Annotated in this window: 19 protein-coding genes; 11 read left to right on the top strand and 8 right to left on the bottom strand. The window is 74.3% G+C overall.

All coding sequences use genetic code 11. The features are described 5' to 3' along the window. Nucleotides 1-69: 69 nt before the first annotated feature. On the bottom strand, nt 70-1,086 hold the full coding sequence (locus tag C5N14_RS01470; RefSeq protein WP_117665069.1) for an N-acetyltransferase: 1,017 nt from the start codon (nt 1,084-1,086) through the stop codon (nt 70-72). 72 nt (nt 1,087-1,158) lie between these two features. Then, a complete protein-coding gene (locus C5N14_RS01475; protein ID WP_371685781.1) occupies nt 1,159-2,748 on the bottom strand; it encodes a lytic murein transglycosylase in 1,590 nt (529 codons plus the stop codon). Between the two features lie 38 nt (nt 2,749-2,786). Between C5N14_RS01475 and C5N14_RS01480 the strand changes: the two genes are divergently transcribed. Continuing rightward, nucleotides 2,787-3,002, top strand: a complete 216-nt coding sequence (locus C5N14_RS01480) for a zinc ribbon domain-containing protein (protein ID WP_117664989.1) — start codon at nt 2,787-2,789, stop codon at nt 3,000-3,002. Nucleotides 3,003-3,208: 206 nt separating this feature from the next. Beyond that, nucleotides 3,209-6,049: an adenylate/guanylate cyclase domain-containing protein gene (locus C5N14_RS01485; protein WP_117664990.1), complete on the top strand. Its 2,841-nt coding sequence runs from the start codon at nt 3,209-3,211 to the stop codon at nt 6,047-6,049. Nucleotides 6,050-6,170: 121 nt separating this feature from the next. On the opposite strand, the gene C5N14_RS01490 is transcribed toward C5N14_RS01485, so the two are convergent. Together C5N14_RS01490 and C5N14_RS01495 are read right to left on the bottom strand one after the other, a co-directional pair. Beyond that, nucleotides 6,171-6,713 carry a phospholipase gene (locus C5N14_RS01490; protein WP_117664991.1) on the bottom strand — a complete coding sequence of 181 codons (543 nt, stop codon included), beginning with the start codon at nt 6,711-6,713 and terminating at the stop codon, nt 6,171-6,173. A 175-nt stretch (nt 6,714-6,888) separates the two neighbouring features. Beyond that, nucleotides 6,889-8,553, bottom strand: a complete 1,665-nt coding sequence (locus C5N14_RS01495) for a glycoside hydrolase family 10 protein (RefSeq protein WP_117664992.1) — start codon at nt 8,551-8,553, stop codon at nt 6,889-6,891. A gap of 3 nt (nt 8,554-8,556) precedes the next feature. On the opposite strand from C5N14_RS01495, the gene C5N14_RS31640 reads away from it, so the two are divergent. Next, the gene (locus tag C5N14_RS31640) at nt 8,557-8,850 is read left to right on the top strand and encodes a hypothetical protein (RefSeq protein WP_128763500.1); all 294 of its coding nucleotides are present in this window, start codon (nt 8,557-8,559) and stop codon (nt 8,848-8,850) included. Between the two features lie 29 nt (nt 8,851-8,879). On the opposite strand, the gene C5N14_RS01500 is transcribed toward C5N14_RS31640, so the two are convergent. The 3 genes from C5N14_RS01500 to C5N14_RS01510 form a co-directional block, all read right to left on the bottom strand. After that, on the bottom strand, nt 8,880-9,605 hold the full coding sequence (locus C5N14_RS01500) for a methyltransferase domain-containing protein (protein WP_117664993.1): 726 nt from the start codon (nt 9,603-9,605) through the stop codon (nt 8,880-8,882). Nucleotides 9,606-9,678: 73 nt separating this feature from the next. Continuing rightward, nucleotides 9,679-9,996 (bottom strand): hypothetical protein, encoded by a 318-nt coding sequence (locus tag C5N14_RS01505; protein WP_117664994.1) that lies wholly within the window; start codon nt 9,994-9,996, stop codon nt 9,679-9,681. A gap of 39 nt (nt 9,997-10,035) precedes the next feature. Next, complete coding sequence (locus tag C5N14_RS01510; protein ID WP_117664995.1) at nt 10,036-11,673, bottom strand: ABC-F family ATP-binding cassette domain-containing protein; 1,638 nt, start codon at nt 11,671-11,673, stop codon at nt 10,036-10,038. Nucleotides 11,674-11,781: 108 nt separating this feature from the next. On the opposite strand from C5N14_RS01510, the gene C5N14_RS01515 reads away from it, so the two are divergent. The 4 genes from C5N14_RS01515 to C5N14_RS01530 all read left to right on the top strand — a co-directional run bounded on the left by C5N14_RS01515 (nt 11,782) and on the right by C5N14_RS01530 (nt 13,975). Beyond that, a complete protein-coding gene (locus C5N14_RS01515; RefSeq protein ID WP_117664996.1) occupies nt 11,782-12,546 on the top strand; it encodes an ROK family protein in 765 nt (254 codons plus the stop codon). A gap of 112 nt (nt 12,547-12,658) precedes the next feature. Then, on the top strand, nt 12,659-13,027 hold the full coding sequence (locus tag C5N14_RS01520; protein WP_117664997.1) for a M48 family metallopeptidase: 369 nt from the start codon (nt 12,659-12,661) through the stop codon (nt 13,025-13,027). A gap of 127 nt (nt 13,028-13,154) precedes the next feature. Then, a complete protein-coding gene (locus C5N14_RS01525) occupies nt 13,155-13,409 on the top strand; it encodes a Smr/MutS family protein (RefSeq protein WP_117664998.1) in 255 nt (84 codons plus the stop codon). A 71-nt stretch (nt 13,410-13,480) separates the two neighbouring features. After that, entirely contained in the window at nt 13,481-13,975 is a 495-nt protein-coding gene (locus C5N14_RS01530) for a GNAT family N-acetyltransferase (RefSeq protein ID WP_117664999.1), read from the top strand. A gap of 117 nt (nt 13,976-14,092) precedes the next feature. Here the strand turns inward: C5N14_RS01530 and C5N14_RS01535 are convergent, their stop codons facing one another. Then, nucleotides 14,093-16,477 (bottom strand): M28 family peptidase, encoded by a 2,385-nt coding sequence (locus C5N14_RS01535; protein WP_117665000.1) that lies wholly within the window; start codon nt 16,475-16,477, stop codon nt 14,093-14,095. Nucleotides 16,478-16,749: 272 nt separating this feature from the next. Between C5N14_RS01535 and C5N14_RS01540 the strand changes: the two genes are divergently transcribed. The 4 genes from C5N14_RS01540 to C5N14_RS01555 are packed head-to-tail and all read left to right on the top strand — an operon-like array spanning nt 16,750 to nt 20,948. After that, nucleotides 16,750-17,949: a PP2C family protein-serine/threonine phosphatase gene (locus tag C5N14_RS01540; protein ID WP_117665071.1), complete on the top strand. Its 1,200-nt coding sequence runs from the start codon at nt 16,750-16,752 to the stop codon at nt 17,947-17,949. After that, on the top strand, nt 17,946-19,697 hold the full coding sequence (locus tag C5N14_RS01545; protein ID WP_243639046.1) for an ATP-binding protein: 1,752 nt from the start codon (nt 17,946-17,948) through the stop codon (nt 19,695-19,697). The genes C5N14_RS01540 and C5N14_RS01545 overlap by 4 nt, the downstream gene beginning before the upstream one ends. Continuing rightward, complete coding sequence (locus C5N14_RS01550; RefSeq protein WP_117665002.1) at nt 19,694-20,146, top strand: response regulator; 453 nt, start codon at nt 19,694-19,696, stop codon at nt 20,144-20,146. The genes C5N14_RS01545 and C5N14_RS01550 overlap by 4 nt, the downstream gene beginning before the upstream one ends. After that, the gene (locus C5N14_RS01555; protein WP_117665003.1) at nt 20,139-20,948 is read left to right on the top strand and encodes an inositol monophosphatase; all 810 of its coding nucleotides are present in this window, start codon (nt 20,139-20,141) and stop codon (nt 20,946-20,948) included. Before C5N14_RS01550 ends, C5N14_RS01555 begins: the two co-directional genes overlap by 8 nt. The last annotated feature ends 25 nt before the right edge of the window (nt 20,949-20,973 follow it).

The raw sequence follows: 20,973 nt of genomic DNA on the forward strand, positions 1-20,973 counted from the left end.
CGCATTGGTGAATTCCCGACCCGGGGCACTCTCGCGCCGGGGCCGCCGGGTCAGCGGGCCGGGGCCGGGTCAGCGGGCGGGATCGAGCCGGTGCACCAGCTCGGCCACGTCCACGCTGTACTCGCACCACTCCCGGTCGGGGCGGAATCCCAGCTCGGCGTTGACCTTGAGCATCGCCTCGTTGGCCTGCGCGTTCCAGGTCTGCACCTCGGCCAGCTCCGGCTCGGCCGAGCGCAGCTCCAGCAGCATCCGCGCCTTGATCGCCCGGTCGATGCCGTAGCCCCGGTGGTCCTGCACCACGATCGTGTCGTACTGGTCGGCCCGGGTCGGGTGCTGCGCCGGGACCACCACCTCGGTCAGCCCGGCCACCTCGCCGGTGCGCTCGTGGATGGCGAGCACGATGTAGGGCTTCATCCCCCGCCGGTGCAGCGTGTCCAGGCTGTCCCGCAGCCGCTGCGGATCGTACGAGCTGGGGCGCAGCTCGCCGTCGTCCACGTCGCGGACCTCGGCCTTGGCCCGCGCGTACGCGTCGATCAGATCGTCGGGCGGGCCGCCGGGGCAGAATTCCACCCGGTACCCCGCGCCGACGCCGGCGGCCATCTCGGCCAGCGCCGTCCAGTCCACCGCGGACAGGTCCAGCACGCTGCGGGTCTCCACGTACTCCCGGGAGAAGCCGAGCGCCTCGTAGAACGCCACCGCCGGGGTGTCGCCGACCACCTCGACCCCGATCGACCGGAAGCCCTCCTGGTAAACCCGGCGGGCGGCCAGCCGGACCAGGTTCCGGCCCAGGCCGGCGCGGCGCGCCGTCGGGTGCACCAGCACCTCCAGCACGCCGATGTCGCCGAGCAGCAGCACGTGGACGTGGCCGAGCATCGCGCCGGGACCGCCCGCGGCGGACGGCTCGGCCTGGGACACCCAGGAGATCCGCCGCTCGCCGGGCATCACCTCGGAGAGGTACTCCCGTAGGGAACTCTCCCGCCAGGGCGGATCCTGCGGAAGGTCGGCCGCCAGCACCGCGTTCAGCGTGTCCACCAGCGACGCGATCTCGGCGGACGACGCGGTCCGGGCATCCCACTCGCGCACCATCACCCGTCTAGCTTGCCGCTAACCGCAGCGTGACGGAAGTGTCCAGTTCTCCAATGTACGCGGACGATCACTTCACGTGCGGCTGGCCAACCCGTACTCGTTGGCCTTGTCGAAGACGTCCTCGGCGTACCGGCGCACGTCGTTGTACGACAGGATGGCCCCCCACCAGTCGCCCGGGACGGTCAGGTTCCGGCCGCCCTTGCACAGGTAGTTGCCGGCGGCCAGGGCGGCGTCGTCGATGTCGTGCGGGTCCTTGCGGCCGTCGTTGTCCGCGTCCGCGCCGATCTCCTGCCAGGTGGTCGGGATGAACTGCATCGGCCCGATCGCCCGGTCGTAGACGGTGTCCCGGTCGTAGAGCCCCCGGTCGGTGTCCAGGATCTTCGACCGGCCGCCCTTGCCGTCGAGCGGGTCGCCGATGATCTCCGGGAGCGCCCGCCCGTCCAGGCCGAGGCTGGCGCCGTTGGCCTGGCCGTGCCGCGACTCGACGTACCCGATGGCGGCGAGCGTGGTCCAGCTCAGCCGGCAGCCGGGGGTGCTCTGCGCGAGAACCAGCTCGGCGTAGCCGTACGCCTGCATGGCCACCGGGGAGATGCCGGCCTTCGCCCCGGTCTGCTGCGCCCACCCGGCGAGCGCGTCGGCGGGCCGACCGGTCACCACCGGCCCGCCGGGCAGGCCGCCCGGACCCGGGGTCGCGCCGGGCAGCGCTGTCGCGCCGGGCGGCAGCGGGGTGCCGGTGGCGCCGGGGACCATCCCGCCTCCCGGTACCGCCGTGCCGATCCCCGGCGTGCTGGCGGTCGCGTCGACCGCGACCGGGCGGGGCTCCGGCGCGGTCGCCGGCACCAGCAGCGCGCCGGCTGCGGCGGTCGCCCCGACCAGGGCGAGCAGGAACAGCCCGGGCAGGGTGAGCCGGCCGCTCGGGCGCCGGGACCAGGCCCGGGTGGCCCGGGCGGCGGCGAGGGCCGCCTGCCGCGGCGGAGGCAGCCGTACGGCGTGGGCGAACGGCACCCGCCGCCGCGACCTCCTGGCCCGCCCGCCTGCGGCCGTGGCCGTCCCGTCACCGTCGGCCTTGTCGGCGGTGTCGACGTTCTCGGCGGTACCGGCGTTCTCGGCGGTGCCGGCCTCTCCGGCGGTGCCGACCTTCTCCGCGGCGTCCGCGTTCGCGGTGCCGGCGGCCTTCTCGGCGTCCGCCCCCGTGGCGTTGTCCGCCTTCGCGGTGTTGTCCGCCTTCGCGGTGCTGGCGGCCACGTCGGTGCCGTCGGTCTTTGCCAGGGGGTCGGCCGTTTTCGCCGTCGGGTCGGTGGGATCCGGCTTCGCCGCCGTGGTGGCATCCGTCGCCAGCAGGCCGGGCTCGGGCTTCTCGGCCGGGGCGGTGGCGTCGGTCCGCCCCGGCGTGGTCGCGGCCAGCAGGCCGGGCTCCGGCCCGGTCTCCGCTCCGGCGTCGGTCTGGCGGGCGGCCGACAACCCCGAGGAGTCGGCGGGCGGCGCGGCGTCGGCGGCCCGGGGTGCGGCTTCGGCGGGCGCCGTCGACCGCAACCAGGGCCGACGGGGGCGCGGCAGCCTGCCGCCCGCCGGGCGTCCGCCCGGGTCCTCGGGCGGCGCGGCCGGTCGTAGGGGTCGAACCGTCGCTCTGTCCTCGCCGTCCACCCGTCGAGTATCACCCATGTCCCGCGTCCCGTCAGGACCGGTCGTACTCTTGTGCCATGCCCCGGTACGAGTTCCGCTGCCGCGCCTGCGGCGACACCTTCGAGGTCAACCGTCCGATGGCGCGGGCCGGTGAGCCGGCGTCCTGCCCCCAGGGGCACGCCGACACGGTCAAGCTGCTCTCCACCGTGGCCGTGACCGGTCGGGGTGGTGCCGGCCCGGCCGCGCCGGCCCCCTCCGGCGGGGGCTGCTGCGGCGGGGGCTGCGGCTGCTGATCCCGTCCCCTCCGGCCGGCGGTTCCCCGCCGTCGTCGGCACGGTGCCGACGTCGTGCCCTTCGTGCGGGGCGTGCCGTCCCGACCTGCCGGTTACGGCCCTCGATGGCACCGGGGGTCTGAGTCCGCCCGGCCGTTCTCACGATGCGTGACGGCGCGGACATAGGGCAGCATGAACCCGTCGTTACGGGGGCGGAGGTTCGACGTATGTCGCCAGGGATCCACCTCCCGAGCGGATGGGTGACCTTCGTGTTCACCGACATCGAGGGTTCGACGCGACTGGCCCAACTGCTCGGCCCGGGGTACCCCCCGGTGCTGCGGGAGCACCGCCGCCTGCTGCGCGACACCCTGGCCGGCACCGACGGCGCGGAGCTGCTGACCGAGGGCGACTCGTTCTTCATCGCGTTCCCCGACGCCGGCGCGGCGCTCACCGCCTGCCTCACCGCGCAGCGCGCGCTGGCTACCCACGACTGGCCGGCGCCCGAGGCCGCGCCCCGGGTCCGGATGGGCCTGCACACGGGCTGGGCCGAGCCGCGCGACGGCGAGTACGCCAGCCCCGAGGTGCACCGGGCCGCCCGGGTCGCCGCCGCCGCGCACGGCGGGCAGGTGCTCTGCTCGGGGTCCACCGCCCGGCACGCCGACCCGCTGCCGACGGGCGCGTCCCTCATCGACCTCGGGCTGCACCGGCTGCGCGGCTTCGACGACCGGGAACGGCTGTTCCAGCTCGTCGCGCCCGGCCTGGAGCGGCAGTTCCCCCGCCCGCGCACCGCCGACGCGGTGGCGCACAACCTGCCGACCCAGGTGACCTCGTTCGTCGGCCGGGAACCCGAACGGGTCGAGCTGCGCCGCCTGGTCGAGCGGCACCGGCTGGTCACGGTGCTCGGCGCGGGCGGGGCGGGCAAGACCCGGCTCGCCGTCGAGCTGGTCACCGGGATGGTGGAGGACCACCCGGACGGGATCTGGTTCGTCGACATCGCAGCGGTGACCGACCCCGGGCTGGTGGCGTTCGCGGCCGCCGCCGTGCTCGGGCTGCGTCCGGAACCCGGCCGTCCGATGGTGGACACCCTCGTCGAGTACGCCGCCACCCGCCGGATGCTGGTCCTGCTCGACACCTGTGACGCCCAGCCGTCCGCCTCGGCCGAGCTGATCTCCCGGCTGCTCGCCGGCGGGGGCGGGACCCGGGTGCTCGCCACCAGCCGGGAGTCGTTCGGCCTGCCCGGCGAGGTGGTGTGGCGGATCCCGCCGCTGTCCGTGGAGCCCCGGTCCGACGGCGCGGAGAGCGACGCGGTGGCGCTGCTGCTGGACCGCACGGCGGCGGCCCGGGGCGGACGGCGGCCGGTCCCGGCCGAGTCGGCGGACCTGTGGCGGGTGGTGCAGCGGCTGGACGGCCTTCCGCTCGCCATCGAGCTGGCCGCGGCCCGGTTGCGGGTGCTCTCCGTCGGCCAGCTCGCCGAGCGCCTGGATGACGTGCTGGGCACCCTCGACGCTGGCCGGGACGACGCCGGACCGGTGCGGCCCGAACTCGGCTGGACGGGCAACCAGCAGGACACCGTCGACCTGGTGGCGGCGTCCCGGGGCAAGGCTCCGCCCACCCCGGCCGTCCGGGCGGTGCAGCGCTCGGCCAGCGAACGGCACCGCACCATGCAGGCCACCGTCACCTGGTCGTACCGGACGCTCGGGCCCCGGGCCGCCCGGCTGCTGCGCTGGCTCGCGGTCTTCGCCGGGCCGGTGGACCTGCCGACCGTGGAGTGGCTGCTCGACGACGACCCGCTCGACCCGTTGTCGGTGCTGGTCGACAAGTCGATGATCCAGGCCGAGCCGCACGCCGCGGGCAGCACGTACCGGATGCTCGACCCGATCCGGGCGTACGCGGCACGGCGGCTGGTGCAGGCCGGGGAGGAACGGGCCGCCCGGGACCGGCACCTCGCCTGGTCGGCGTACGCGCTGCGGCGGGCGTACCTCGGCCCGGACGGCCGCCCGGTCACCCTCTCCCTGTACGCCCTGGACCCGCTCGCCGGCGAGCTGCGGGCCGCCCTGCGCTGGTGCGCCACCGGCGGCAGCGCCCGGGCGGGGCTGCGCCTGGCCGGTGGGCTGGACCAGTGGTGGCGGGAGCGTGGGCTGGCCCGGGAGGGGCGGCTCTGGCTGTTCCGGCTGTACGGCCGGATGGCCGAGACCGGGGAGGTGGTCCCGGAGGACGAGCTGGCGGTGGCGTACCACATGCACTCGCTGCACGCCGGCGCGGACGGCGAGTTCACCGAGGAGCTGCGCTACTCCCAGCGGGCCGAGGCGGCGGCCCGGCAGGCCGGCGACGCCGGCCTGCTGGCCCGGGTGCTGGCCGGGCGGGCGGGGCCGCTGGTCGACATGGGACAGTTCGCCGAGGCCGAGCGGGTCTGCCGGGAGGTCATCGACTGGGCGTACGAGGGGGACGTCGTCCCCGACGCGCTGCCCGCCGTGTTCAGCCTCGCCGAGCTGCTCTGGCGGCGCGGCGCGTTGGCGGAGGCGGCGGAGCTGCTCGGCGCGGCCCGCCCGGTCGAGGCGGCCCGCCCTGCCGACCGGGGACGCCGGTCGGTCGACATGCTGCTCGGCATGGTGGCGCTGGCCCGGGGGGACCTGATCGCGGCGCACGAGCACCTGCTGGTCGCGCTGCGGTCCCGGATGAGCCACGGCTTCCACCGCCGGGCCTGCGACACCCTGAACGCGATCGCGGTGCGGTGCGCCTCCGGGGGCGATCCGCTGACCGCCGCCCGGCTCTTCGGCGCGGCCCAGGCGACCCGGGCGAGCATGCGGTCGACGCCGGGCATCTGCGGCCCGTACTGGCTGGAGCAGCAGGCCGGGCTGCGCCGGACGCTGGGCGACGGGCCCTTCGACGCCGCGTACGGCGAGGGCGGCGAGCTGGCCCTGGAGGAGGCGGCGGCGCTGGCGCTGGCGGTGGAGCATCCCGACCTGGGCGCGGACTCGACCCGGTTCCAGTGCACCGGCGCGGTCGCCCCGGGCCAGCTCGGCCCCGAGCCGGGCCGCCGCTCGGCGGGCCACCCGGAACGTGCCTGACCCGAGCCGCGCGCCCCGCGGGTCTCCGATGCAACCGGTGGCAGCCGCGGGTGCCCGGCCGGCCGGGGCGGCTCGGGAAGGGCCCCCGGCACGCCGGAGGCGTCGACCGGGGGCCCTGCGCTCAGCCGCGGGCGGCGGCGCGGGCCTCGGCGTCGGCCTTGATCCGGGCGGCCCGGTCGAGGTCGGACTGCTGGACCGCGGCGACGGAGCCGAAGACGCTCACCGCCTGGTAGTAGGTCCAGGCCAGGCTGGTGCAGGCCGGCCGGACCACCGAGTTGTACGTGGCGCAGACCCGCTTGAGGTCCTCGTAGAAGGTGCTGTCGAGCCGGGACTTGTTGGCCGGGAACTGGCCCATGGCCTTGTAGTTCCGGTAGCCGAAGTCGTGCCGGTGGCAGGACAGGCTGAAGTTGAAGCCGAGCGGGTTGTCCGGGCTGGACGAGCAGTAGTCGGTCGACCAGTTGAAGGCGTACTCGCTCCAGGCGGCCTTGTTCAACCGGGCGGAGTTCCAGGCGTTGTAGCTGCTGGCGCTGGTCTGCGTCCAGCTCGACAGCACGCTGAGCTTCTGGCTGGTGCTGACGGCGGCAGCGGCGGGGTTGGCGGCCCCCAGCGCGGTGAGCAGCGCGAACGTGCCGGCGGCGAGGAGGGTGGCGAGGCGTCTGGACACGGTGGACCTCCGCGGGGGTGGCGGTGTGAGCGGGTGACCGGTGGGGGGCCGGTTCGACAAGTGTCGATCACGAGACGGGTGCCACAGCATGTCATAGACCAACATCTGGTGACATCAGTTGAAACAGACAAGTGCCCCGGGCCGCTGGGACGGCCCGGGGCACTCGCTCACGCTGTCAGCGCACGAAGCGCGGCGGGCTGACGAGGCTCTCGTTCGACAACCGGTCCAGCGCGGTCACGTGGTACGTGTACCGCTGGCCGGCCTCGGCGGTGGCGTCCACCCAGGACTGCACGGCGTCGGGGGTGGCGCGGACGGTGCCGACCAGGTGCGACGCGTCGGCGAAGCCGCACTTCCCGACCAGGCCGGTCCCGTCGAACCGGTAGATCGCGTACGAGGCCGCCGTGCCGAGCGGTCCCTTCCCGTCGGCGGGCTGCCGCCAGCTCAGCCGGACCCCGTCGTCGGTCCGCGCGGCGCCGGTGAGCACCGGGGGCAGCAGCGGCTTCGCCGGCAGGTGCCGCATCGCCGGCACCAGGGCCGGGCGGGAGTAGTGCTCGGCCGCGTAGGTGTCCGTCGCGCCGAGCCGGTTCGCCTTCACCTGCACGGCGGAGAAGTGCACGTTGCCGAGCACCTCCGGGTACGACCGGTTGAGCGTCAGGTGGTCGGTCAGCTCGCGCGGGTTCATCCAGTACGAGCCGTACGCCGGGTCACCGCTCTTGTAGTCGGCCTGGCCGATGTAGAGCTGCACGCGGGTGCCGCGCACCGTCTCGGCCCACCACGGCACCAGCCGGGCGTAGTCGGCCGCCGGGTACTGGCCGATGTACCAGTAGAGCTGCGGCACGATGTAGTCGATCCACTCCTCCTTCACCCACTTGCGGGTGTCGGCGGAGATGATGTCGTACGACTGGCTGCCGGTGGTGTCCGAGCCGAGCGGGTCCACCGACTTGTTCCGCCAGATGCCGAACGGGCTGACCCCGAACTTCACCCACGGCTTCGCCGCCTTGATCTTGGCGTTCATCTCCTGGACCAGCAGGTTGATGTTGTCGCGCCGCCAGTCGGCCCGGTCGGTGAAGCCCCGGTTGAACTCGGCGAACGTCGCGTCGTCCGGCACCTGGTGGGTGCCGCTCGGGTACGGGTAGAAGTAGTCGTCGAAGTGCACGCCGTCGACGTCGTACCGCTGGACCGCGTCCATCATCGCGGTCTGGACGAACTCGCGGACCGCCGGGATGCCGGGGTTGTAGTAGAGCCGGCTGCCGGCGACCCCGGCCGGCGGGTACGCGAAGGTCCACTCCGGGTGCTGCCGGGCCGGGTGGTTCGGCGCGAGCTGCGCGATGTCCGCGCCCGCGCCGCCCGGGGCCGGCATGGAGATCCGGTACGGGTTGAACCAGGCGTGGAACTCCAGGTTCCGCTTGTGCGACTCGGCGACGAGGAAGGCCAGCGGATCCCAGCCCGGATCCTGCCCGCGTACCCCGGTCAGGTACTCCGACCAGGGCTCGTACGGCGAGGGCCAGAACGCGTCGGCGGTGGGCCGGACCTGCACCACCACGGCGTTGTGGTTCAGCTTCTGCGCCAGGTCGAGCCAGCCCAGGTACTCCGCCTGCTGGGCGGCGACCCGGTCCGGTGCGGTCTGGGACGCCTTGCTCGGCCAGTCGATGTTGACCACCGACGAGATCCACATGGCCCGGAACTGCCGCTTCGGGGTGGCCGGGTCGGTGGTGCAGGAGGTGGTGGCGGCGTCGGTCGCGTCGGTCCCCGCCGCGCTGGCGGCCGTGGGGGAGACGGCGACGAGCGCCCCGAGCAGGGCTACGGCCAGCCCGGCGGCTCTGAGCCGAGTTGCCTTCATCCGGTGCGTCCCTTCGTTGGGCTCGGCGTGGCGGGGTCGGGTGGCGACGGACGCCGCGCGGCCGACCCCGGCCGCTCCGCGTGGCACGCGCTCTCGGCAAGATTCGCCGAGGGCTATCTGTCGCTGGTAGGAAATTTTCACACCGGGTGGGGGTGGCGCAAGACCTCCGGCCAGATCCGCACCGACCGGCCGCGCGAATCGTTCCGGCGTGACCCGTCCCACCCGCCGGACCGTGACCGCACCGACACCGATGGTCGTGGCTCGCCGCCCGGCCGGCTGATCAGCATCGGCCCGTGAGGGGGTGGGGGAGGGGGTGGGGGTGGAGGTTAGGTGAAGAAGCGGGCCAGGTGGGGGGTGGGCGGTGGGGTGGTGTTCGGGGGGAGGGGGGTGAGGTCGGCGAAGATGCTGGCGCCGTCGCAGCCCGCGTGCAGGGGGTACCAGCGCGGGGTGCCCGGTGGGCGCTGGAGGCAGATGCCCTTGAATGTCTGCACGTCGAGCAGCCGGACGTGGGTCGGGTCGGCCACCGCGTTCACGTGCCCCCACCAGGGGCTCATCACGTGCAGCACGCCGCCCGGCCGGAGCACCCGGTGACACTCGTCCACCAGGGGCAGGAAGTCGATCAGGTGCTCCAGGATGTGCACCGCGAAGAGCACGTCCACCGAGTTGTCGGCCAGCGGCAGCGAACCGGAGAGGTCGGCCAACGCGTCCACCCCCGGGGCGGGGAAGAGATCCAGCCCCAGGTTGCCCGGGTACTGCTTGGTGCCGCCGCAGCCCAGGTCGACCACGACCGGGTCCCGGCCGGCCACCCGGACCCGGCACCAGACCCCGAACACCCCGGCGAGCCGGCCGACCAGGTCCCGGACCAGCCGTAGCCGCGCCGCGTCGTCGACCTCGCCGGTCAGGTGGGCCACCCCCCGGTCGAAGCGCACCCGCACCGCGAGGTCGCGCAGCCGGTCGTCGTGGGACGACTGATCCGCCCATGCCTCGGCGAGGAAGTCGTCGACCGCCCGCAGCCGCTCGGCCGAGGGCGGGGTCAGGGCCAGCGCGACCATGGGCCACCTCCGCCGGGCGCGTTACCCGGATCCGCCGGCGGTATGCCCGCCGAGGCGGACCGATCCGGGCGGGTCAGCCGGAGATGCGGCGGGCCGGCCGGCCGGGGCCCCGGATGCGCTGCCGGGGCGACAGGGAGGCCGCCTTCGGCCGCTTGAGGTGGTACCGGTGCAGTTCGCTGCTGCCCGGCATGGACGGGTCCTCGCTCATCGCCACCAGTTCCCAGCCCTGGTCGCCGGCCCGGTTCAGGTGGGCCAGCGCGGTGTCGCCGTACGGGGTGACGTCGACCATCGAGCCGTCCGGGCCGTACCAGACGAAGACGATCTCCCAACCGGTGTCGGTGCTGGCTGCCTGGCGGCGGCGGACCAACAGCGCGTACTCCCACTTGAGCATGGAGTCATTGTCACCCCGGAACCGCCGGTCGGCACGCCGTCAGTCCTCGGCGATCCGTCCCGCGTCCACCCGTACCCGGCGGTTGACGGCCACCGCGTCGAGCATCCGACGGTCGTGGGTGACCAGCAGCAGCGTACCCGGGTAGGTGGCCAGCGCCGACTCCAGCTGCTCGATGGCCGCCAGGTCGAGGTGGTTGGTCGGCTCGTCGAGCACCAGCAGGTTCACCCCGCGCCCCTGGAGCAGCGCCAGCGCGGCCCGGGTCCGCTCGCCGGGTGACAGCGACGCCGCCGGCCGCAGCACGTGCTCGGCCCGCAGGCCGAACTTGGCCAGCAGCGTCCGCGCGTCCGCCGGCGCCAGCTCCGGTACGGCCAGCCGGAACGCGTCCAGCAGGGGCTGGCCGCCGAGGAACAGCCCCCGGGCCTGGTCGACCTCGCCGACCACCACGCCGGGGCCCAGCGCGGCGTGCCCGGCGTCCAGCGGAAGCCGGCCCAGCAACGCGCCGAGCAGGGTGGTCTTGCCGGACCCGTTCGCCCCGGTGATCGCCATCCGGTCGGCCCAGTCGACCTGGAGGGTCACCGGGCCGAGGGTGAAGTCTCCCCGGCGTACCACGGCGTCGCGGAGCGAGGCCACGACGGCGCCGGCGCGGGGCGCGGCGGCGATCTCCATCCGCAGCTCCCACTCCCTGCGTGGCTCCTCCACCACGTCCAGCCGCTCGATCAGCCGCTCGGTCTGCTTGGCCTTCGCCGCCTGCTTCTCGGTCGCCTCGGAGCGGAACTTGCGGCCGATCTTGTCGTTGTCGGTGGCCTTGCGCCGGGCGTTCTTCACGCCCTTCTCCATCCAGGCCCGCTGGGTGCGGGCCCGGGCCTCCAGCCCGGCCCGGGTGTCGGCGTACTCCTCGTACTCGTCGCGGGCGTGCCGGCGGGCCACCTCCCGCTCCTCCAGGTACGCCGCGTAGCCGCCCCCGTAGTGCCGGACCTGCTGCTGGTGCAGGTCCAGCTCCAGCACCCGGGTCACCGTGCGGGTGAGGAACTCCCGGTCGTGGCTGACCAGCACCGTGCCGGCGCGCAGCCCGGTGACGAAGCGCTCCAACCGGTCCAGCCCGGCCAGGTCGAGGTCGTTGGTGGGCTCGTCGAGCAGGAAGACGTCGTACCGGCTGAGCAGCAGCGAGGCCAGCCCGGCGCGGGCCGCTTGCCCGCCGGAGAGGCCGGTCATCGGGTGGTCCAGGTCGACGGCGAGGCCCAGCTCGGCGGCCACCTGCTCGGCCCGCTCCTCCAGGTCCGCCCCGCCGAGGCCCAGCCAGCGCTCCAGCGCCTCGGCGTACGCGTCGTCGGCCCCCGCCGCCCCGGCGGTCAGCGCCTCGGCGGCGGCGTCCAGCGCCGCCTGGGCGACCGTCACCCCGGTCCGCCGGGCCAGGAAGTCCCGGACCGTCTCGTCCGGCCGGCGCTCCGGCTCCTGCGGCAGGTGCCCGACCGCCGCGGTGGGCGGGCTCAGCGTGACGCTGCCGGCCTCGACCGGCAGCAGCCCGGCAAGGGTACGCAGCAGCGTCGACTTGCCCGCCCCGTTCACCCCCACCAGGCCGACCACGTCGCCCGGGGCGACCACCAGGTCCAGCCCGGCGAAGAGCAGCCGCTCCCCGTGCCCGGCGGCGAGATCCTTGACCACCATCGTCGCGCTCATGAGGAAGCGAGCCTATCGGTCGCGTCACCAGGATCCGGTGGCCGGTCCGGCGGGCCGGTTCGGGCACCCGGCACGCGCGCCCGCAGTACGCGGGGCAGACTCACCGGCGTGGTGACGACTCTGGCGATCGACTGCGGCGGCGGCGGGATCAAGGCGTCGGTGCTCGACGGGGCCGGCACGATGCGGGCCCGGCCGCTGCGGGTGCCCACCCCGTACCCCCTGCCGCCCACGCTGTTCGTGAAGACGCTGCTCGACCTCGGTGGCCGGCTGCCCACGGCGGAGCGGGTGACCGTCGGGATGCCCGGCATGCTCCGGCACGGCGTGGTGGTAGCCACCCCGCACTACGTGACCCGCTCCGGCCCCCGCAGCCGGGTCGATCCCGACCTGCTGACCGAGTGGTCCGGCTTCGACGCGCGCACGGCGCTCGCCGACGCCTTCGGGGTGCCCGCCCTGGTGCTCAACGACGCCGAGGTGCACGGCGCCGGGGTGGTCGCCGGCACCGGCCTGGAACTGGTGCTGACCCTCGGCACCGGGCTGGGCAGCGCCGTCTTCGACGGCGGCGTGCTCGCCCCGCACCTGGAGCTGTCCCACGCCCCGGTGCGCTGGGGCACCACCTACGACACGTACGTGGGGGAGCCGGAGCGCCGTCGCCTCGGCGACGCGTTCTGGTCCCGCCGGATCCGGCAGGTGGTGGACGGGCTGCGCCCGGTGTTCCGCTGGGACCGGCTCTACCTGGGCGGGGGCAACTCCCGGCTGATCCGGCCCGAGCAGCTCGCCCGGATGGGCGAGGACGTGGTGGTGGTGCCGAACACCGCCGGCATCGTCGGCGGCGTCCGCGCCTGGGACCTGCAAAGGGGAAGAACTTCGGCCTGACCGTGCCCTCGTCGACCCGGTCCGGCGGGTTTTCGTCGCAGGAACACTCGCGGTCCGCGCGGTGTTGTGCCAGCGTCGGATCAGTGGCGGCGCGAGACGAGGAGGTGGGTCGATGGACCTTCTGGCGGAGTACCGACGGGCGACCATGTTCTTCGAGATGGGTGACGCTTCCGGAGCGGTCCGGCTGCTGGAGCCGATCGTCGAGGCAGAACCCGGCAACTCCTCCGTACGGCAGTTGCTGGCCCGGGCGTACTTCCAGACCGCCCAGCTCAACCGCGCCGAGGAGCAACTGCGCGAGCTGGTCGACCGGGACCCCAGCGATCACTACGCGCACCACGTGCTCGGCCGGACGCTGGAGCGGATGAACCGCCCCGCGGACGCGCTGCGGCACCTGCGCATCGCCGCCGCGATGCACTCGACGAACACCGACTACGCGACCGCGCTGCGCCGGGTGGAGAGCCGGGTCAACAGCGACCGCTGACCGAGCCGGGCAAGGGGAAGGGGAACTCACTCTTCCCCTTGCCCGGGGCCCGAAGCCCGAGGCCTCTCCCGGCGACTGCGGGCCTACCATGGGCTGCCATGGGACGTGCACAGGTGGTGGAGGCGGAATGAAGCTCAAGCTGGACCTGCACGACATCTTCAACAAGGGCCAGGACATCGACCGCGCGCTGCGCGGGATCATGGACGAGGCGGTGGCGAAGAAGGCCACCCTCGTCGAGATCATCCCCGGCAAGGGCTCCGGCCAGCTCAAGAAGCGGGTGCTGCGCTTCCTCGACCAGAAGGACGTCAAGCAGCTCTACCACCGCGTGGAGAAGGACTCGAAGAACTTCGGCCGCCTCTTCATCCACTTCCGCTGGAAGTAAGAGCCTCAGCCTCCCGACCTCCCGCGCGATACCGGGTTGCCCGCTGCCCAACCGTGCGCGACCCTTTCGGGATGATCCGGACGCGGGTGCTCACCGAGGGCGATTGGCAGTTGTGGCGGGAACTGCGGCTCGCCGCGCTGGCGGAGGCGGCGTACGCCTTCGGTTCCCGGCTGGCGGACTGGCAGGGCGACGGCGACCGGGAGGAACGCTGGCGCGGGCGGCTGGCCATCCCCGGCTCGTACAACATCCTGGCGCTGCGCGACGGGCAGCCCGTCGGGGTGGTCAGCGGGGTGCCGACCGATCGGGACGGCGTCGTGGAGTTGATCTCCATGTACGTGTCGCCGGTCGGACGGGGCCGGGGCGTGGGCGACCACCTTGTGCGGGCGGTCGAGCGGTGGGCCAGGCAGGTGGGCGCGGGGACGCTGCGGCTGGCCGTGACGGAGGGCAACGAGAACGCCTGGGCGCTCTACCGGCGCAACGGCTTCCGCGACACGGGCGAGCCGGGCGACCTCATGCCCGACAACGTGCGCCGGGAGCACGTCATGGCCAAGAGTCTCGTGGATTAACGGCCAACCGGCCCGGGTGAGAACCCCGTAGAAGGCGCCCCGCGCCAAATTCACGGAAAGAGTGGCCATTCCGCGCGGAATAGCCACTCTTTCCGTGAATTTGCGCGGCTGCCCAGGTTAGACGGGGTAGGTGCGGGCGACCGCCAGCATTTCCGAGCTGTGGGAGCCGACCACGCCGACGGTCGGGGGGCGGGGGCGGAATCCGGGGATACCGTCCAGGCCGTCGCTGGCGTCCATGGCCCGCAGCATGGTCGGCCGGGAGACCCCCGCGAGCACCAGCGTGATCTCGATGCCCTCGGGCGGCGGGGCGTGGAAGACCACCCCGAAGCCCCAGTCCGCGCCGTCGGCGGGTCGGCCGCCGGCCACCCGCCGCCCGTTCACGGTCGCCGACTCCACCACGGTCGCGCCGTCGACGTGCAGGGTGGCGAGCCGGACCGGCCGCTGCGGGGTGAGCCGCACCCGCAGGATGCGCTGCTCGCCGGAGCGGGTGTCGGCGAGGATCTCCAGCCTCGGCGCGGGCAGGTTCGCCGCCTGGGCCGGCCCGGTCCGCAGCTCGGTGTCGCCGAGGCCGGGGAAGTCTCCGACCCCGGTCACCCCGTCGACGTACCCCGCCGTCCACGGTTGGGGGGCGGTCTCGTGGCTGAGCCAGCGGGCCTGCCCGGTGCCGGCGTCCAGGGCGTACATCAGGTGGGTGGGCACGGGGTGGGCGGCGTCGAACCGGTCGACGGCGAGCCCGACCCCGGCGAACACCACCGCCGCGAGCCCGGCGGCGACGGCCGGCAGTGCGCCCGCCCGGCGGGCCCGGGCCGCGACCATGCCGCGCTGCCCGCCGGCCTCCGGGTGCAGCAGGTCCAGCACCGGCAGCGCGGCCAGCCCGAGCAGCACCGCGACCAGGGCCGCGACGCCGCCCATCGCCATGCCGAGCGCCGGGAAGAGCAGCACCACGGGTGGCAGCAGGATCACCACGGCGACCGCGCCGGCCAGGGTCACCGCGACCACCGGCCAGGGGCCGTCGATCCGGCTGGCCAGCGCGACCAGCCCGGCCGCCGCGCCGGCCAGGGCCGGCAGGGTCGTCAGGTACGCCCCGCCGGGCACCAGCACCGCGAGCACCACCCCGAGTACGGCCAGCCACCCCAGCCCGCCGATCGCCAGGGCGGCCGGGCCGACCCGGCGGCGGGTCAGCGCGTACCAGGCGACCAGGATCGCGGCGGCGAGCGCCACCACGGCGAGCCGGTACCAGGTTGGCCGGTACGGGTCGAGCAGCTCGGCGTAGCCGGGCCGCACGGCGGTGATCCCCGCCCAGAGCAGCTGCGCGGCCAGCGGGGCGGCGACGACCGGCACCAGCGCCAGCCCGAAGCCGGCGGCGAGCCGCCCGTACGTGGTCCGACCCCGCCGGCGGGCCAGCCAGCCGAGGGCCAGCACGGCGGCCAGGGCGGCCAGCGCCAGCGGCAGCACCAGCCAGCCGGGGTAGCGGGCCAGCCCGCCCGGGACCGGGAAGTACGTGGCGTCGTGCCCGGCGCCCAGGTCCTTCAGGTCGGAGCGGCCGAACTCGCGGGCCAGGCCGAGCGCGTTGTCGCCGTGCTGCTGGAGGCTGGCCCGGTCCATCGCGGCCGGGGTGTCCAGCGGGGTGTGGTAGATCGCCCCGCCGTCGATGTAGGCCGAGTTGAGCCCGACGAAACCGGCCCGGTCGAGGAACGCGGTGAAGTCGGTGTCGTTGGGCAGCGCGCGGTAGATCTCCACCGCGAACGAGGTGCCGACCGGGTGCGGGGCGGCCCGGCCGAAGACGTCCACCAGCCTCGCGTTGTCCCGGGACGTCTCGAACATGATCACCGGGCCGGTGGAGCCGCGCGCCTCCAGGTTGAGCACCACTCCGCCGTCGGCGGCGAGCGGGTGGTCCGCCGCGAACGCGGACGCCCCGCACAGGCACGCCTCCTCGGCGTCGGTGAGCACGAAGACCACGTCGTTGCGGGGCCGGGGGCCGGCGGTCAGCGCCCGGGCCACCTCCAGGATGGTGGAGGTGCCGGCCGCGTCGTCGTTGCCGCCCGGCCCGGACTGCACCGAGTCGTAGTGGGCGACCAGGAACACCTTCCCGGTCGGGTCGGTGCCGGGCAGCCGGGCGACCACGTTGCGGACCCGGGCCAGGGTCGCCCCGGCGGCGGCCCCGCTGAGCTGGCCGGCCTCCTCGGCGACGGTGTCCTGCACCGTGGTTTCCAGGCCGAGGCCGCGCAGCACGCTCTCCACGTGCGCGCGGACCTGGTCGTTGGCCGGGCTGCCGGCCGGGTGCGGCCGGGTCGCGATGGCCTGCACGTTCTGGTACGCCCGCCCGGCGCTGAACTCGTCGGCCGGGGCGTCGGCGGGGGCCGGTTCGGGGGTGTCCAGGTCGTACGCGACGGTGCCGCCGACCGCGAGCAGGGCGGCGAGCGCGGCCAGGGCGGCGAGCGTCCGGCGGCGGGGGCGGGTCAGCGCCCGGTCGGCGGCGCGGGTGGGGGGCGGTACGCCCACGGGGGTCTCCTCGGGGGTGGGGCCAGGGTGGGCACCATCCTGCACCGCCGGAGCCGGCGGCGGGACTCCCCGTCGGTCACTTGTTCCTATTGCCCGCCGGTTCGCGACGGAGGGCATGCCGCCTGTGCCGAGCCCGTCGTGTTGTGTGCGACCGTTGTGTAATACAGGATCAGCAGGGCAATCGGAAGGAGCCCGACATCACCAGCGATCTTCCGCGCCTCGCGGCGGTGACCCGGCCGCACCGGGGGTCCGGCCCTGCCGGTCCCCTCGCCGTGGCGTACCCGCACGGCGGCCTCGGGCGGCACCCCAACCTGCCGCCCGGCGAGCGGCTGCGGGTGCTGCTGGTCGAGGACGACGAGGGCGACGCCTTCCTGGTCGGCGAGCTGCTCGCCGAGACCAACTCGATGATCGACCTGTTGGTCGCCAGCAGCCTGAGCGAGGCCCGGCAGCGGGTGATGGGCGTGGACTGCGTCCTGCTCGACCTCGGCCTGCCCGACGCCCAGGGGCTGGACGGGCTGCGCCAGGTGCTGGAGATGTCCAGCGGCGCCGCGGTGTGCGTGCTGACCGGCCGCTCCGACGAGCACCTGGGCATCGTGGCGGTCGCCGAGGGCGCGCAGGACTACCTGGTCAAGGGCCAGGTCGACGGGGTGCTGCTGACCCGGGCGCTGCGCTACGCCGTGGAGCGCAAGCGGGCCGACGAGAACGCCCGGCGGCTGCGTGAGGTGGAGTTGCGCCAGGCCGAGTCGGCCCGGCTGGAGCGGGGCCTGTTGCCCCAGCCGCTGATGTCGACCGACCAGGTCGCGGTGCACACCTTCTACCGCCCCGGCCGGCACGCGGCACTGATCGGCGGCGACTTCTACGACGTGGTGCAGACCCGGCCGGACCGGGTCGACTTCATCGTCGGCGACGTCTGCGGGCACGGCGTGGACGAGGCGGCGCTCGGGGTGGAGCTCCGGGTCGCCTGGCGGGCGCTGGTGCTGGCCGGGGTGCCCGACGACGAGGTGCTGCCCGCCCTGGAACAGGTGCTGATGAGCGAGCGCCGGCTCCAGGAGATCTTCGCCACCGTGGCCAGCGCCAGGCTCGACCTGACCCGCAACGCGGTCACCGTGCGGCTCGCGGGGCACCCGCCGCCGCTGCTGCTGTCCGGGGGCAAGGTCGCGCCGGTGCCGGCACCGGGCGGCCTGCTGCTGGGCGTCCGACCGCGCCGGCCCATCGCCTTCGACCTGGAGTTCGACACCGATGACTGGTCCCTGCTGATGTACACCGACGGCCTCATCGAGGGCCGGGTGGGCGGCGGCGACGAACGGCTCGATGTCCCCGGCCTGACCGCCCTGCTCGGCGAGCCGGACAATCTCGCCATGCCGTTGGCCGAGCTGCCGGCCTGGCTGGTGGGGCGGGCGGAGCAGAACAACGGGGGGCCGCTCGCGGACGACGTCGCCATGCTCCTGGTCAGCCGGGGCGGTGGCCGGTGACGGCGCGGCAGCCGAGCTGGACCCTGCGCCGCCGGGTCGTCACGCTGCTCACCGTGGTCGGCGTGCTGCTCGGCGCCTCCGTCGCGGTGGAGATCGCGGTCGCGGCGAAGAACCGGGAGCACATCCACTCGATGCTGGACCGCACCGGCCCGCTGCGCGCCCAGTCCCAGGAGCTGCTGAACGCCCTGGTCGACCAGGAGACCGCGGTGCGCGGCTACGCGGTCACCGGCGACCGCAAGGACCTCGAACCGTACGCCGAGGGGGTCCGGCGGGAGCAGCAGCTCTACCAGTCGATGGAACCCCTGATCGATGTCTACCCGGTCCTGGCCAGGGAGCTGGAATCGGTCAAGGCCGAGGCCGCCGACTGGCGCCGCGCGGTCGCCGAGCCGGTGATCAGCACCACCGAGCGGTCCGGCACGACGGCCGGGCAGGCGTTGATCACCGAGCAGACGCGGCAGCGCTTCGACGTGATCCGTGCCTCGGTCGCCGACCTCCAGCAGGGCATCCTCGACGAGCGGGACAAGGACGCGGACGACATCTACCGCACCAGCACGACCCTGGTGGTGCTGCTGATCGCGGCGGCGCTGGTGGTGGTCGTGGCCGGCGCGGTGCTGCTGATCTCGCTGGACCGGATCGTGGTCCGGCCGCTGACCGGCCTCGCCGAGCAGGTCCGCGAGGTGGCCGAGGGCGACTACCAGCACCGCATCGCCGGGTCGGGCCCCCCGGAGTTCCAGCGGCTCGCCGACGACGTGGACGCGATGCGGCAGAAGATCGCCAAGGACCTGGCCGAGGTGCGCGAGGCCCGGGAACGCATCGAGTGGGTCAACAGCCAGCTCCAGAAGCAGGCCGAGGAACTGGTCCGCTCCAACCGGGACCTGGAGCAGTTCGCGTACGTCGCCTCGCACGACCTGCAGGAGCCGCTGCGCAAGGTGGCCAGCTTCTGCCAGCTCCTCCAGCGCCGGTACGCGGGGCAGCTCGACGAGCGGGCCGACCAGTACATCGTCTTCGCCGTGGACGGCGCGCAGCGGATGCAGCGCCTGATCAACGACCTGCTGGCGTTCTCCCGGATCGGCCGGCTCACCACCGGATTCACCGAGGTCGACCTCAACCGGGTGATGGGCGACGTGGCCGGGCAGACCGAGTCCGCCCTCCAGTACGCCGACGCCGAGCTGACCTGGGACGAGCTGCCGACGATCCGCGGCGAGGAGCCGCTGCTGACCAACCTGCTGGCCAACCTGGTCAGCAACTCGATCAAGTTCCGCCGCTCGGACGTGCCGCCGAGGGTGCACGTCTCCGCGCGGCTGGTCGACGACGAGTGGGAGATCAGCTGCCAGGACAACGGCATCGGGATCGAGCCGGAGTTCGCCGACAAGATCTTCGTGATCTTCCAGCGGCTGCACTCCAAGGACGCGTACCCCGGCACCGGCATCGGCCTGGCGATCGTCAAGAAGATCGTGGAGTACCACGGCGGCCGGGTCTGGGTGGACACGGACACCGCCGAGGGCACCGCCATCCGGTTCACCCTGCCGGCCCTGCCCGAGGACGTGGCGGTGGCGCGGGCGGCCGAGCAGCAGGCCACCGGCCCGGTTGACGAGGCGGCGACCGCCGAGGGCACGCCCGCCGAGGGCACGCCCGCCGAGGACCCGGCCGGGGCGGAGCCGCCTCGCCAGGGCGGGTCGCCGGCGGAGGGTTCCGACGCGGCCCCGCACAGCGACAGCACGGGTGGCGTTAAGGAGACGGTGACATGACCGCGCCAGCGGACGGCAGGAGCCCGATCGAGGTCCTGCTGGTCGAGGACGACCCGGGTGACGTGCTGATGACCCAGGAGGCGTTCGAGGAGCACAAGCTGCGCAACCGGCTGACCGTCGTCTCCGATGGCACCGAGGCGCTGGCCTACCTGCGCCGGGAGGGCCGGTACGCGGACGCCGTCGCGCCGGACCTGATCCTGCTCGACCTCAACCTGCCCCGCCGCGACGGCCGGGAGGTGCTGGAGGAGATCAAGCAGGACGAGCAGCTCTGCCGCATCCCGGTGGTGGTGTTGACCACGTCCCAGGCCGACGAGGACATCCTGCGCAGCTACCAGCTCCACGCGAACGCGTACGTCACCAAGCCGGTGGACTTCGAGCGGTTCATCTCGGTGGTCCGGCAGATCGACGAGTTCTTCGTCAGCGTGGTGAGGTTGCCGCCGCGTGGCTGACACCCTGCTGGACGACGTCGCGGAGCTGCTGCACCGGGCCGCCGCGGACGTCGTCCTGCCACTGTTCGGAGAGCTGGACGACGCCGACGTCGCCGAGAAGGCGCCCGGGGAGCTGGTCACCGTCGCCGACCAGCGGGCCGAGGAGCTGATCAGCGCCGGGCTGTGCCGGCTGCGCCCCGGCTCGACGGTGGTCGGCGAGGAGGCCGCGGCCGAGGACCCGGGCCTGCTCGACCACCTGTGCGGCGACGGGGACGTCTGGCTGGTCGACCCGGTCGACGGCACCTCGAACTTCGCCGCCGGGAAGCGGCCGTTCGCGCTGATGGTGGCGCTGCTGACCGACGGGGCGCCGGTCGCCGCGTGGGTGCTCGACCCGCTGGCGGAGACGCTGGCCGTCGCCCGGGCGGGCGAGGGGACCCTGGTGAACGGCGTCCCGGTGCGTACCGTCGAGGAGGTGCCGCCGCTCGGCAGCCTGCGCGGCACCGCGATGACCCGGTTCCTGCCACCGGAGGCCCGGCGGCGCGCCGAGGCCGGCGCGGAACGGATCGGCGAGCTGCTGCCCGGCCAGCACTGCGCCGGCCGGGAGTACCTCGACCTGCTCGTCGGCTCCCAGCAGTTCGTCCTCTTCTGGCGCACGCTGCCCTGGGACCACGCCCCGGGGGTGCTGCTGGTCCGTGAGGCCGGCGGGGTGGCCCGCCGGTTCGACGGCACCGAGTACCACCCGGCCGACGAGGGCCGGGGTCTGCTGGTCGCCGCGAACGAGCAGGTCTGGGTCGCGGCCCGCGACGCCCTGGACCTGACCTGACCGACCCGCTGCGCGACCGGCCGGC

Source organism: Micromonospora sp. MW-13 (assembly GCF_003434305.1).
Taxonomy (GTDB): domain Bacteria; phylum Actinomycetota; class Actinomycetes; order Mycobacteriales; family Micromonosporaceae; genus Micromonospora.

What these genes read in the sequence shown, in the direction of transcription:
- C5N14_RS01485 (WP_117664990.1), top strand. Translation starts at nt 3,209, where the DNA reads ATGTCGCCAGGGATCCACCTCCCGAGCGGATGGGTGACCTTCGTGTTC.
- C5N14_RS01495 (WP_117664992.1), bottom strand. Translation starts at nt 8,553, where the DNA reads ATGAAGGCAACTCGGCTCAGAGCCGCCGGGCTGGCCGTAGCCCTGCTC.
- C5N14_RS01505 (WP_117664994.1), bottom strand. Translation starts at nt 9,996, where the DNA reads ATGCTCAAGTGGGAGTACGCGCTGTTGGTCCGCCGCCGCCAGGCAGCC.
- C5N14_RS01475 (WP_371685781.1), bottom strand. Translation starts at nt 2,748, where the DNA reads ATGGGTGATACTCGACGGGTGGACGGCGAGGACAGAGCGACGGTTCGA.
- C5N14_RS01525 (WP_117664998.1), top strand. Translation starts at nt 13,155, where the DNA reads ATGAAGCTCAAGCTGGACCTGCACGACATCTTCAACAAGGGCCAGGAC.
- C5N14_RS01510 (WP_117664995.1), bottom strand. Translation starts at nt 11,673, where the DNA reads ATGAGCGCGACGATGGTGGTCAAGGATCTCGCCGCCGGGCACGGGGAG.
- C5N14_RS01520 (WP_117664997.1), top strand. Translation starts at nt 12,659, where the DNA reads ATGGACCTTCTGGCGGAGTACCGACGGGCGACCATGTTCTTCGAGATG.
- C5N14_RS01550 (WP_117665002.1), top strand. Translation starts at nt 19,694, where the DNA reads ATGACCGCGCCAGCGGACGGCAGGAGCCCGATCGAGGTCCTGCTGGTC.
- C5N14_RS01500 (WP_117664993.1), bottom strand. Translation starts at nt 9,605, where the DNA reads ATGGTCGCGCTGGCCCTGACCCCGCCCTCGGCCGAGCGGCTGCGGGCG.
- C5N14_RS01530 (WP_117664999.1), top strand. Translation starts at nt 13,481, where the DNA reads ATGATCCGGACGCGGGTGCTCACCGAGGGCGATTGGCAGTTGTGGCGG.
- C5N14_RS01480 (WP_117664989.1), top strand. Translation starts at nt 2,787, where the DNA reads ATGCCCCGGTACGAGTTCCGCTGCCGCGCCTGCGGCGACACCTTCGAG.
- C5N14_RS01470 (WP_117665069.1), bottom strand. Translation starts at nt 1,086, where the DNA reads ATGGTGCGCGAGTGGGATGCCCGGACCGCGTCGTCCGCCGAGATCGCG.